Raw genomic sequence first — 13,465 nt, forward strand, 5'->3', positions numbered from 1 at the left:
ATGATAAAAATGCTCATGGCTTAACTTATTCTTGGTATAGTATCAAAATTCAGTGGTTAATATAAAAATAATAATAAATTTAATTAATCAAAAAATATTATGGCCAATTAAATTTATTATGGGTGCTAGAGTTTAGTTTTCTATTAAAGCTAAATTAATAATATCATTATTAACTAGTTTTAATTTCATTTAAAGTCAATTGGTTATTTATATTTTAATGTGATTTAATAGTGGGGGAATAAAAAATAATCAATCGAAACAATATAATATATTGCTTTGTAATGATGGAAATTATAAAAATACTTTTATGAAATATTGTTAATCATTCAATAAAAAATCAAGTTTGATTTTTTATTTTGTGAATTAATTTCTGGGTTAATCAATATAATTATTAATGAGAAAGTTAAGTATGTTGATTAATATTTTAATAAACTGAATGGGGTCATAGATATGTTCTTTTCAAGAAAATTAGAGGCGTTTATGGCGGTTGTTGAGAATGGCTCGTTAAGCAAGGCTGCAAGAGTGATGAACCGTACGACACCTCCCATCGCGAAGTCAATCAAAGACTTTGAGACAAGCCTAGGAAAACGGCTTTTTAAACGAGAAAAATTTGGAATGACATTAACTAAGGATGGCCAAGAACTTTATAACGATCTAAGAGATCTTTATTTACAGGAGAAAGAAATAACAAAAAAACATTTTTCTGGTTATATAATAAATGAGGCTAATATTTATTATGATTGGGGTAAGGAAAGCCATTTAATTAATTTATATCAATCAGCACATCAAAATAATGTGCAAGTAAATATATTAAGGTTTAATTATGATGAAGTAGATGAAATTGTCGATTATGATGGTAATACACTTATTCTTAGCTCTGAACAAGTTGTCAGTGAGCGATTTTCATTACAAAAAATAATAGAAAACTCACCATTAGGTATCTATTGTAGGAAAGAACTTTATGAAAAATTCCATTATGATCTTGTTACACTATTACAAAAAAGTACATGGCTATGTGATCCCGCATTTTATAAAAGTTCATTAATGAGCGATTTATTAGCAAAAATTGAAACGGTTGATAATAAAACGAGTGTGAGACAAATGGATAATATTGGTTGTTGCCAAAGTTTCATTCAAGATGGTGATTTTATAGGCATAATAGACCATTATCCAGAAGAAGAATTGATTGATAAATCATTGATTTATATACCATTGAATAAAATTTTGGGGAAAAGTGTGTGTTATATCTATAAATCAAAATCACACTCAAGTGTGTTAAATCGTTTTATGGGAGTTGTTGATAAACTAGGAGGTGAAATCAATTAAATGGTGGTGGGAGAAGGATTCGAACCTTCGAAGTCTGTGACGGCAGATTTACAGTCTGCTCCCTTTGGCCGCTTGGGTATCCCACCAGATTTTGAGTTGCTGTAATCATTGACAGCGGGCGGCATCATATCAAATGACGCGCCGCTGTAAAGCATTAATTTTCAATAAAATGGTTGTTTGCTGTTTTTTTATTCTTAATGCGTGTTAAATCAACAAAGTGTTGTTAAATAAGCCGCTATATTATTGGCTTATAAAATAATGGTGCGATTACCATATACAAATACACGTTGAGCTAAGACCCAATAGAGAGCATGGCTTAGTACATTTTTTTCAACATCACGCCCTGCACGCATCATATCATCGGCTGTGAATGTATGGTCTACATTAATCACATTCTGTGTAATGATTGGTCCTTCATCAAGGTTATCATTAACAAAGTGCGCAGTAGCCCCAATAATTTTTACGCCACGCTCATAAGCTTGGTGATAAGGGCGGGCACCAATAAATGCAGGTAAAAACGAGTGGTGAATATTGATAATTTGGTTTGGATAATGCTGCACAAATGCAGGCGTTAATACACGCATATATTTAGCTAAGACAACATAATCAGGCTGATATTGGTCTATCTGCGCTGTCATTTTTTCGTCATGTTGTTCGCGTGTTAGGCCTTCATGGCTAATATGGTGGAATGGAATGCCAAATTGTTCGACTAAGTTTTTTAGCGTGTCGTGGTTTCCAATAACCGCTGCAATTTCAACATCTAAGCCATCATAAGCACTCTTCATGAGCAGGTCGCCCAAACAATGTGCTTCTTTTGTAACCATAACGACAATACGACGACGACCCGCTGTGTTTAATTCACGTTGAGATCCAACTGGTAATGCATCATCGAGGTCAGCTAATAATGTTTCATCGTTGAAAATTCCCTCTAACTCAGTTCTCATAAAGAAACGGCCAGTGTGATGATCAACAAACTCATTATTTTGTACAATGTTGAGTTGGTGCTTATAGCAAATATTGGTGATTTTCGCGATTAATCCTTTCGCGTCAGGGCAAATTGTCCTGAGAATTTTTTTCTGTACAATTTTGTGTTGCATGAAACAGCCTAATCCTTAACTAACAAAGCGATATGAAAAAATGACGGATTGAGTATCAAATGTGTCTCATTAGACAGGCATTAAATAAAGGGTAATTAGTCTGGATGACCACACTTTTTATATTTTTGACCAGAGCCACAGGGGCATAAATCATTACGACCGACTTTGGGGGTAATGCCGTCTATATAATACCAACACGAATCCATCTTAATAAAACGCGAACGTTCATGAATAAGCTGCTTATGATCAGCTTTTTCATCAATAAAGCAAGCCGAAAATTCGACATAAGCTTCATTGGGATTTTTAGCATAAGAAGAACTAATAACACGAAGACCAAACCAGTGTGTTTTCGGAAAACTATTGACTATTTCTTGATGCCATTCTTGAGCATGGCAATCTGGGTGCCATGTTTTAATAAGATAATCGACGTCTTGGTGTACATAAGCACTATACCTTGAACGCATAAGTTGCTCTGGTGTCTGTGGAATAGCTTTCCCTTGTAAAAAAGGAGCGCAGCATTGCTCAAATTGTGCTTCGTTGCCACAGTAACACCTATCTTCTACTTGTGATTTCATAACACTCTCTATAAAAATAAGTATAAGATTGAAAAGTCACTATACTTAAATGATGGCGAATAAATGATTTTATCGTATGAATAATTGTATTGTTAATTAAACCAGGCTTTTGCAGTAGGTATCTTATGAAAAATAGAAAAATACTCATAATAGAAGACGAAATCACCTTCTGTACAATTTTAAAAAACTACCTAGAAACGCTGGGTATTGAGATCTATACCGCAGATAATGGTCAATTAGCAATAGAGATGTTAACAATAGACCGTATCAAACCTGATATCATTCTATGTGACTTAAATATGCCTGTCATGAATGGTGAAGCGTTTATGAAAGCGTTAGTTGCGCGTAATATTGATATTCCTGTCATTGTGATTACAGCAACAACAGATTTCACTCAGTTAGATAGAATGTTTCGCTTAGGTGCAAAGGATGCTTTGTTAAAGCCAATAAAAAATTTAGATGAAGTTAAAGTGACAATCCTTTCTGCGTTGTATCCTGAGCAAAATAGCCTAACAGAGCTGTTAGGAGAGGAAATCCCTCAGATTTCGACACTAATGCAAAACGATACTCAAGAACTGTTAGCGGTATTGAAACAGTTACAACCACCAGTACATCAAATTATAAATAATTACCGAATTAACTATCGCCAACTTAATGAGGCTAACCGTTTTGGATTATTATTAGACCTAGCGCCCATTTCAGACAGCCAAATAGGTTTTTACTGTATTGATACTGAGCGCTCTCCTCAAGAAGGCATTATGGCTGCTTTTTTGATTAGAGTCGTGTTCAATGATCTCTTGAAAAGTGCGGTAAGCCACCCAGAAAAAAAATTACCCAATATTGATAGAATTATTAACCAAATAAATTATTTACTGGAGGATTCGGGGTTTAGTGGCCAGTTTCCGCTATTATTGGGGTATTTTAATACACGGAATAAAGCGATTATTATGGCGAGTGCAGGTTTAGAAGCGGATATAACGACAGAAAATACGCATGTTAAGTTATCTAGAAGCCTTCCTTTAGGAGCGTTGAAATTTTACCAATCTAATCATTTAGAGGTAAAAGGAAATGCTTGGCAGTGTTTAATTCGCAATAATAGCCAGAAAATAAAACTAATGTTTAACCCCGAAACATAGTTATTACCTAAAATGTATACTCTTTTAATCTGAATAACTCTATTCGGACTCGTCGCTATTTATTCATGAACATTTCCTGATATACTTCTGCGCACTTAAAATGCCTCTTGTTACTTTAGTAAAATTCGAGAGGCTAAGATGATATCTGGAGTGATAAAAATGACACAGCGCAAGGTGCGTAAAGCGGTAATCCCAGTTGCGGGCTTAGGGACTCGTATGCTTCCTGCAACAAAGGCAATCCCAAAAGAAATGTTACCAATAGTTGATAAGCCACTTATTCAATATGTTGTTAATGAGTGTATCGCTGCTGGGATCAATGAAATTGTTTTAGTGACACATTCATCAAAAAATTCCATTGAAAACCACTTTGACACAAGCTTTGAGTTAGAGGCTATCTTGGAAGCGCGTGTTAAGCGCCAGTTATTGGATGAGGTTCAATCTATTTGCCCAAGCCACGTAACGATTATGCAAACACGACAAGGAATAGCAAAAGGATTAGGTCATGCAATTTTGTGTGCTAAACCTTTAGTCGGTGAAGAGCCTTTTGCGGTTATTTTACCCGATGTCATTTTAGACCGTTACAGTACAGATTTAACCAAATTTAACTTGCGTGAAATGCTAGAACAATATGAGTCAACAGGCGCAAGTCAAATTTTAGTTGAACCAGTCCCTGAAGAAGATGTATCTAACTATGGTATTGTGGATTGTAATGGAGAAATGTTAGAACCTGGAGATAGTAAAAGAATTATTCGTATGGTTGAAAAACCAAAACGTGAAGAAGCTCCATCTAATTTATCTATTGTTGGCCGTTATGTTTTATCTGAAAAGATTTGGGATGCATTAGCCAAAACAGCGCCAGGTGCTGGGGATGAAATACAATTAACCGATGCTATTGCATTAATGATGGAAAATAATGAGCCAGTAGAGGCCTACCACTTATGTGGTAAAAGTCATGACTGTGGAAATAAATTAGGTTATATGAAAGCGTTCGTTGAATATGGAATGCAGCATGATGCACTGGGAGATGAGTTTACCCAGTGGCTGAAGAAATTATCAGTATCATTGAATTCAGCAAAATAAAATTCCGCAATAAATTTTATTAAAGGCTAACTTAATTTGTTAGCCTTTTTTTATACGTAGATAAATAAATCATTAACAAAAATACCAAGTATAAAGAGGAACACTCTGACTTGAGCTGTTCAGTCTGTACACGTTATAAGTGGTGAGAGTACAAAAATTAGCATACAACTTCATTACATAAATAGAATCACTGAAAAATATTTAAGTTTATCTAATTAAGCTTACATATCTTTACTGCTATGCTTTTATTTATCATGATTATTTGGTAGATGGCGTAATACGTCGTAACAGCTTAAAACAGAACAGTTAATTGAAGTAGGGAGCGGCAGTTATGCGGTTTTAGTGCTAAAGACTGTAGCTATAATAGATAAGGGCTTTTTCTTAGTGCAGGTTAATATAAATAATATATAAAGGATTAAATAAAAACACCCTTATAAAAGGGTGTTTAAAATACATGTTGAGGCTATTAGATTAAGAAATCATCCAAAGATTTGCCTTGTTCTTCAATGGCAACCTTGATTACTGCTGGAGTACGGCCTTGGCCTGTCCAAGTTTTGGTTTCGCCATTTTCATCAACATATTTATATTTAGCTGGACGTGCAGCGCGTTTAGCACGAGTGCTAGTGCTTTTACCTGAATCCATTGTTTGCAGAAGGTCATTTAAATCTACGCCTTGCTCAAGGATCATTTCACGAACTTTTTCCAATTTACGGTTACGTTCTTCTAATTCCGCGCGAGCTTGGCTTTCTTCATCACGACGTTCTTCAACAACGACGGTTAATTTTTCCAGCATTTCTTCTAAAGATTCTAAAGTTACTTCGCGAGCTTGAGCACGAAGAGTACGGATGTTATTTAACGCTTTTAATGATTCGCTCATTTTCCTGGTCTCAAATTATTTGTTGGCATGTGTACAGTAATAATAGAATGCTATTTTAAATTCTGCAATAGCTAAATTACATCCTTAGTTTAAAAGTAATCTTTAACGAATGCAATTTTTTTACAAAAGAAAAATAAACTTTTCGTAGATATATATATAGCTATTATCAATAACTGAACTAAACGAAAAATAGGAATAAGCTAAAATCTTAGTGATTAAATAATTCAAAAAAGAAGAGGAGGGTCTCATTTTACTTTTACTCGGAATGAATTGAAGGGATAGACTCGCTTAAATTTTCTTTTTTTGATGATGTTTTTTAGCGGAATGTGCTTTAGTTGAAACTGTTTATAGTTAATATCAAATTGGTTTTTTTGCCCGCAAGCTAAGCAATATTTGCAATAAGGTATAAGCAATAAGGTATAAACTGAACTGGGAAAAGTTCAATTTTCAATAAGTAAACAGCATCTACACCATTATTGTTAATCCTAAAGCTAGTTTTATGGTAAAATTATTACGTATATTAATTTTGAGGGAACAGCCAAATGGCTCAGCTTTACTTTTATTATTCAGCTATGAATGCGGGAAAATCAACGTCATTATTGCAATCATCGTATAACTATAATGAAAGAGGGATGCGTACGGTTATTTTTACAGCAGAGATAGATAACCGTTTTGAACAAGGAAAAGTCTCATCGCGCATAGGCTTATCAGCGGAAGCGTTATTATACTCAACAACAACAAATATGGCTGAACTGATAAAAAAAGAAAATAGTGAACAAAAAGTCCATTGTGTTCTTATTGATGAATGCCAATTCCTAACAAAAAAACAAGTTGAAGAATTATGTGACATAGTTGATAACGAGGATATTCCAGTTTTATGCTATGGGTTGCGTACCGATTTTGCAGGGCAATTATTTGAGGGCAGTCAATACTTGCTTGCTTGGGCTGATAAATTAGTTGAGCTAAAAACAGTTTGTTATTGCGGACGTAAGGCGAGTAAGGTATTGCGTATAGGAAGTGATGGGGTGCCTGTATATGAAGGCCTACAAGTCGATATAGGCGGTAATGAAAAGTATATCTCTGTTTGTCGTAAACACTATTCAGAAGCAATAAAACAGGCTCAGTTGATGAATGAAGGCGTTATACCTAAGAAACCACTCCATTTTAGGTAAACAGAAATAATCTAGTGTAGAGAATAAACAGGATTCAGTTATCGGATATTATGGCTATTAATGATATAACTCAGTGAGTTAAATCATTTTATATGATATTGATTTCTACATTTTTATAGCAATTGATTTTAAATAACGAAACAAAAGGCACTGCAATTATTGCAGTGCCTTTATTTTTAAATTATGTGCTTAACATTATTTCTTAGTGCTTTTCTTTTCTGCTTCTTTTTTTACGGTTGATTTTTTCTGAGGGGCTTTTTTTTCCTCTTTTTCAATCACAAGTGCGTCTTGGTGCTCAACAAACTCGCGACCATAATAAGAATCCAGTAATAGCTGTTTAATTTCAGAAATTAAAGGATAACGAGGGTTAGCTCCTGTACATTGGTCATCAAACGCATCTTCAGAAAGTTTATCTACGCGAGCTAAGAAGTCAGCTTCAGTAACACCAGTCTCACGAATAGATTTAGGAATACCTAAATCGGCTTTCATTTCCTCCAACCATGTGAGTAATTTTTCAATTTTCGCAGCAGTACGATCTCCGACGTTAGTGAGTCCCAAATGATCCGCAATTTCTGCATATTGGCGGCGCGCATGAGGGCGGTCGTACTGGCTAAATGCAGTTTGTTTTGTTGGGTTATCATTAGCATTGAAACGGATAACGTTACAAATTAATAGAGCATTAGCGAGACCATGAGGAATATGGAATTCTGAGCCAAGTTTGTGTGCCATTGAATGACATACACCTAGGAATGCGTTTGCAAATGCAATACCGGCAAGTGTCGCACCGTTGTGTACGCGTTCTCTGGCTACAGGATTTTTAGCACCTTCATGGTAACTTGCTGGTAAATAATCTTTTAATAAGCTTAGTGCTTTAAGTGCTTGACCATCAGTAAACTCGTTAGCTAAAACAGAAACATAAGCTTCTAACGCATGGGTGACAGCATCTAAACCACCGAAAGCAGTTAAAGATTTAGGCATATTCATGACTAAGTTGGCATCAACAATGGCCATATTTGGCGTTAATGCATAATCTGCTAATGGATATTTTTGGCCCGTTTTATCATCAGTCACTACAGCAAATGGGGTGACCTCAGAACCTGTACCTGAAGTTGTTGTGATAGCAACTAATTTAGCCTTAACGCCCATTTTAGGGAAGCGGTGGATACGTTTACGTATATCCATGAAACGTAATGCTAATTCCTCAAAATGAGTCTCTGGGTGTTCATACATGACCCACATGATTTTAGCCGCATCCATTGGTGAACCACCACCTAATGCAATGATCACATCAGGTTGGAATGCTTGCATTTGTGCTGCACCTTTACGGACAACAGTTAATGTTGGGTCTGCCTCAACTTCAAAGAAAACGTCTGTTTCAATGTGGTGTTTTTTGAGAACGTTAACCACTTCATCAACATAACCATTATTGAACAGATAGCCATCGGTTACGATAAAGGCGCGTTTTGCACCATCAGTTGCAATCTCTTCAAGGGCGATAGGTAGACAACCACGGCGGAAGTAGATTGAGTTCGGAAGTTTATGCCACAACATATTTTCAGCTCTCTTCGCCACAGTTTTGGTATTGATTAGGTGTTTTGGACCCACGTTTTCAGAGATGGAGTTACCACCCCAAGAACCACAACCTAGAGTAAGAGAAGGGGCTAATTTAAAGTTATAAAGGTCTCCGATACCACCTTGAGATGCTGGCGTATTGATTAAAATACGCGCTGTTTTCATTTTTTGGCCAAAATAGTTAACGCGTTCGTGTTGGTTATCTTGGTCAGTGTATAAACAAGAGGTATGGCCGATCCCGCCCATTTCGACAAGTTGTTCTGCTTTGGCAACCGCGTCTTCAAAGTTTTTACCACGGTACATCGCTAATAATGGTGAAAGTTTTTCATGTGCGAACGGTTCTGACTCATCGATGCTTTTTACTTCACCAATTAATATTTTAGTGGTTTTTGGCACAGTAATACCGGCCATTTCAGCAATTTTATAAGCAGGTTGGCCAACAATAGCGGCATTTAAGTTACCATTTTTTAAAATGATATCTTGAACCGCTTTAAGCTCTTTTCCTTGTAGCAGGTAACCACCATGACTTGAAAAACGCTCGCGAACTTGATTGTAGATTTCATCAACGACTACAACGGATTGTTCAGATGCACAAATAACTCCGTTATCGAATGTTTTTGACATCAAGATAGACGCGACAGCACGCTTAATATCTGCGGTTTCATCAATAACGACAGGGGTGTTACCAGCACCAACACCAATTGCAGGTTTTCCAGAACTATAAGCAGCTTTGACCATGCCTGGTCCACCGGTCGCTAAAATCAGGTTAATATCAGGGTGGTGCATTAAAGCGTTGGATAGCTCAACAGAAGGGGAATCAATCCAACCAATAATATCTTTCGGTGCACCAGCGGCAATTGCAGCATCAAGCACAATTTGTGCCGCGCGGTTGGTAGCAATTTTAGCGCGAGGATGAGGGGAGAATATAATAGCATTGCGCGTTTTTAAGCTAATAAGTGATTTAAAAATCGCGGTTGAAGTTGGGTTAGTTGTTGGCACAATACCACAGATAATACCAATCGGCTCAGCAATGGTGATTGTCCCAAATGTTGGGTCTTCAGATAGCGTGCCGCAGGTCTTTTCGTCTTTATAAGCATTGTAGATGTACTCTGAAGCGAAGTGGTTTTTAATCACTTTATCTTCAACAATACCCATTCCAGATTCTTCGACAGCAAGTTTTGCTAGAGGGATACGTGCATCAGCAGCAGCGAGAGCCGCGGCTCTAAAGATTTCATCAACTTTTTCTTGGGAAAAAGTAGCGAATTCACGTTGAGCTTTTTTGACACGAGCAACGAGTTCATTGAGTTCGGTAACGTTAGTTACGGACATATAGATTACTCCTGATAAATGTTAAACTTTTTAAGCCAATGAGCAATGCATCGATAGAACAAGGAAATGCTTAAAGATAAAAGTATAGATGTTATCTATAATAACGCTGCTCATGATCGCCTATTGGCTTAAAAACCTTATTCCGTACTGAGTTAATATCCTAATTAGCTCTGTCTATCAGTTAAGAGTAGATTAACAAAACGGTAATTAAATAAAGTGATCCAGGTCACGAAAATGTCAGGCTGACTCCTTTCAGCACGTGTATTTATGCACAAGTTGAATAAATGTTGTTCATCTATTACTTAATTTAATATTATCAAAACAACTTGTGCAGATAATTTATGTATATCTAACTAAATACTAAGCAAATTTAGCAAGTTAAAGAAAATATTGTTTTGCTCAAGGAAATTAATGACATCGGTGGTAAAATTATAAAAGATATCAATAAATCTCTAAAGAGAACTGCTTAAGGAAATGAATGGGTGAGTAGCGCATTACTTGATTTATCGGGATATATTAAATTTTTTATTGGTTTGTTTGCACTCGTAAACCCAGTTGGCATATTGCCTGTGTTTATTAGTATGACAAACTATCAAAGTAATGCGGGGAGAAATAAAACCAATACTATTGCAAATACATCAGTTGCTATCATTTTATGTACATCATTATTAATTGGTGACTCAATATTGCAATTGTTTGGTATCTCAATTGATTCTTTCCGTATTGCTGGTGGGATCTTGATCGTCACAATAGCGATGTCAATGATCAGCGGTAAAATTGGGGAAGACAAACAAAATAAACAAGAAAAAACAGAAACTGCGGTTAGAGATAGCATTGGTGTTGTGCCTTTGGCTTTACCCCTAATGGCAGGGCCTGGTGCAATAAGTTCTTGTATTGTTTGGTCATCTCGCTGGCATGGGTGGCAAAACTTTTTAGGCTTAGCGTTGACGAGTATCGCATTTGCCTTTTGTTGTTGGTTATTATTCCGCTCAGCGTCTTTATTGGTTCGTTACTTAGGTCAAACAGGGATCAACGTAGTAACGCGTATCATGGGTCTATTACTGATGTCATTGGGTATAGAGTTTATTGTGACAGGTGTTAAGGCCATATTCCCGGGCTTATTGTAATCTAATCTCTTTTCTTTTAATGGCTGCAAACTATATCTATTTGCAGCCATACCTGCCGCTAATTACCTCATATTACACACATCAATTTTGCTATACAGATAGCACATTTCTCTTTCTTAAATGGCTTAATAAAACTTTAGCTATTAATAATCACACATAAAAAAAATGATACCTGTAATTATATGTGGCATTTTTTGCTAAAACAGGGATAAAAAGTAAGGAATTGTGAGCTACGTAAATTTATTCACTATTCTAATTGGTGTTTGTTAATGATATGTTTGGAAATGAGCTTGGGGGTTATTTTATGGTGGATAGCCAAATTGATTCTAGCGTATTGAAATATAAGAAAAATTAAAATTTCACGTCGATTTTTTTAAAATTTACTTAAAATTTTTAACTGATCAATGTTAATTAATTGTTTTAATTGTTTGAGTTCATGAAGTGGATTGCCCATAAGGAAATAGCGGTACCAGGGCTTAAATATCAGCGTAAAGATGGCTGCAAATGAGGTTATAGCGCTATTGATGAATCATGAGGGATAGAATGTTCAAATCAACACTTGGTTTTGGTGTACTTTCTTTATTAGTTGTTACATTACAGGCTAGTGCCACGGAAAAAGTAAAACAGGTTATTACAATTAACAATGGCTCAGAAGTGACATCACTAGACCCCCACAAAGTGGAAGGGGTTCCAGAAGGCAATGTGATATTAAATTTATTAGAAGGTTTAGTGTATACCGATATAGACGGTAAAGCAGTTCCTGGGGTTGCTAAAAGTTGGAGTAATGAAAATTTCACTACGTGGACTTTTACTTTGCGGGAAGATGCAAAGTGGAGTGATGGCACACCTGTAACCGCTGAAGATTTTGTGTATAGCTGGCAACGTTTATCTGACCCAAATACTGGCTCCCCATACTCCAGTTATTTACAAAATGCGTATATTTTAAATGCAGATGCGATTTTAGCGGGAAAAATGCCGGCAACAGCGCTGGGTGTGAAAGCACTTGACCCGCAACATTTACAAGTTACGTTGAGCCACCCAGTGCCTTATTTCGTTGATATGCTTTCTCATACGTCTATGAAGCCCGTGAATAAGTCAGCAATTCAACGACATGGTGATAAATGGACCCAACCCAAGAATTTTATTGGAAATGGGGCATACGTATTGGATAACTGGGTAGTAAATGAACGTATTGTTATCAAACGAAATCCATTTTATTGGGATAACCAAAATAGCCGTATTGAGCAAGCGACCTTTTTAGCGATTAGCTCCGAAGTGAGTGATATTAACCGTTACCGTAGTGGTGAAATTGATATTTCTAACTCTGCAATCCCACCTGTTTTATATAAAAAAATGCAGCAAGAGAGGCCGAATGAATTGTATGTTCGGCCTTATTTGTGCACGTTCTATTATGAGATAAATAATCAAAAAGCCCCGTTTAATGATCCAAGAGTGCGGGAAGCAATAAAGTTAGGATTAGATAGAGAAACAATAACCAATAAAATTATCGCTCAAGGGCAAAAAGTCGCTTATGGCTTTACGCCAAGTTTTATTAATAATGGTAATTTTACCTTACCGGAATGGGCAAATTTATCAGCAGAACAACGTTATCAACGTGCTAAAGATTTGCTTGCTGAGGCCGGATATACTAAAGAAAACCCATTGAAATTTGCTTTACTGTACAACACATCAGATCAAAATAAGCAGCAAGCTATTGTTGCGGCGTCCATGTGGCAGAAAAATATTGGTGCGCAAGTGACGCTGCAAAACCAAGAATGGAAAACATCATTACAAAGCCGCCATGAAGGAAATTATGATGTTGCCAGAGCAACGTGGTGTGCCGATTACAACGAGCCAACCGCATTTTTGAACATGATGCTGTCTCAAAATAGTAATAATACCACTTTTTATAATAATCCAGCGTTTGATGCCTTGCTTGAGCAAGCGCTAACAGCACCGGACTCTTCATCTCGCCATACAATTTACCAGCAAGCGGAAGCCTTGCTAGACAATGATTCGGCTATTGTTCCTGTTTATTATCGCGTCAGTGCTCGAATGATAAAACCGAGTGTTCGTGGATTTAAAGGTAATGACCCTCTTGATTATACGGATATTAAACGGTTATATATAAGTGAACCTAATTAATAATATCTAAATAATTATAAAAAGTGTTC

Annotated in this window: 10 protein-coding genes and 1 tRNA gene; 6 read left to right on the forward strand and 5 right to left on the reverse strand. The window is 36.3% G+C overall.

Annotation, left to right across the window (positions count from 1 at the left end; all coding sequences use genetic code 11):
- Positions 1-450 precede the first annotated feature (450 nt).
- Positions 451-1,326, forward strand: coding sequence for a LysR family transcriptional regulator (locus PZ638_RS10165; RefSeq protein WP_094960519.1), 876 nt, complete (start codon positions 451-453; stop codon positions 1,324-1,326).
- A 1-nt stretch (position 1,327) separates the two neighbouring features.
- On the opposite strand, the gene PZ638_RS10170 is transcribed toward PZ638_RS10165, so the two are convergent.
- The 3 genes from PZ638_RS10170 to PZ638_RS10180 all read right to left on the reverse strand — a co-directional run bounded on the left by PZ638_RS10170 (position 1,328) and on the right by PZ638_RS10180 (position 2,998).
- Positions 1,328-1,412 (reverse strand) — tRNA-Tyr (locus tag PZ638_RS10170).
- A 162-nt stretch (positions 1,413-1,574) separates the two neighbouring features.
- Positions 1,575-2,423, reverse strand: a complete 849-nt coding sequence (gene purU, locus PZ638_RS10175; RefSeq protein ID WP_004254090.1) for a formyltetrahydrofolate deformylase — start codon at positions 2,421-2,423, stop codon at positions 1,575-1,577.
- A 95-nt stretch (positions 2,424-2,518) separates the two neighbouring features.
- Entirely contained in the window at positions 2,519-2,998 is a 480-nt protein-coding gene (locus tag PZ638_RS10180) for a YchJ family protein (protein WP_004254092.1), read from the reverse strand.
- 125 nt (positions 2,999-3,123) lie between these two features.
- Here PZ638_RS10180 and rssB point away from each other — a divergent pair, with 125 nt between their 5' ends.
- Together rssB and galU are read left to right on the forward strand one after the other, a co-directional pair.
- On the forward strand, positions 3,124-4,134 hold the full coding sequence (gene rssB, locus PZ638_RS10185; RefSeq protein WP_094960520.1) for a two-component system response regulator RssB: 1,011 nt from the start codon (positions 3,124-3,126) through the stop codon (positions 4,132-4,134).
- 159 nt (positions 4,135-4,293) lie between these two features.
- The gene (gene galU, locus PZ638_RS10190; RefSeq protein WP_036957689.1) at positions 4,294-5,214 is read left to right on the forward strand and encodes a UTP--glucose-1-phosphate uridylyltransferase GalU; all 921 of its coding nucleotides are present in this window, start codon (positions 4,294-4,296) and stop codon (positions 5,212-5,214) included.
- A gap of 466 nt (positions 5,215-5,680) precedes the next feature.
- On the opposite strand, the gene hns is transcribed toward galU, so the two are convergent.
- Positions 5,681-6,091, reverse strand: a complete 411-nt coding sequence (gene hns / locus PZ638_RS10195) for a histone-like nucleoid-structuring protein H-NS (RefSeq protein WP_004254106.1) — start codon at positions 6,089-6,091, stop codon at positions 5,681-5,683.
- Positions 6,092-6,633: 542 nt separating this feature from the next.
- On the opposite strand from hns, the gene PZ638_RS10200 reads away from it, so the two are divergent.
- A complete protein-coding gene (locus tag PZ638_RS10200) occupies positions 6,634-7,263 on the forward strand; it encodes a thymidine kinase (protein WP_004254108.1) in 630 nt (209 codons plus the stop codon).
- Between the two features lie 195 nt (positions 7,264-7,458).
- On the opposite strand, the gene adhE is transcribed toward PZ638_RS10200, so the two are convergent.
- Complete coding sequence (adhE, locus tag PZ638_RS10205; protein ID WP_094960521.1) at positions 7,459-10,164, reverse strand: bifunctional acetaldehyde-CoA/alcohol dehydrogenase; 2,706 nt, start codon at positions 10,162-10,164, stop codon at positions 7,459-7,461.
- Positions 10,165-10,646: 482 nt separating this feature from the next.
- On the opposite strand from adhE, the gene PZ638_RS10210 reads away from it, so the two are divergent.
- Positions 10,647-11,291 carry a YchE family NAAT transporter gene (locus PZ638_RS10210; protein ID WP_004254112.1) on the forward strand — a complete coding sequence of 215 codons (645 nt, stop codon included), beginning with the start codon at positions 10,647-10,649 and terminating at the stop codon, positions 11,289-11,291.
- A gap of 531 nt (positions 11,292-11,822) precedes the next feature.
- Positions 11,823-13,436 carry an ABC transporter substrate-binding protein gene (locus PZ638_RS10215; protein WP_144141294.1) on the forward strand — a complete coding sequence of 538 codons (1,614 nt, stop codon included), beginning with the start codon at positions 11,823-11,825 and terminating at the stop codon, positions 13,434-13,436.
- Positions 13,437-13,465 lie beyond the last annotated feature (29 nt).

Source organism: Providencia hangzhouensis, assembly GCF_029193595.2.
Taxonomy (GTDB): Bacteria; Pseudomonadota; Gammaproteobacteria; order Enterobacterales; family Enterobacteriaceae; genus Providencia; species Providencia hangzhouensis.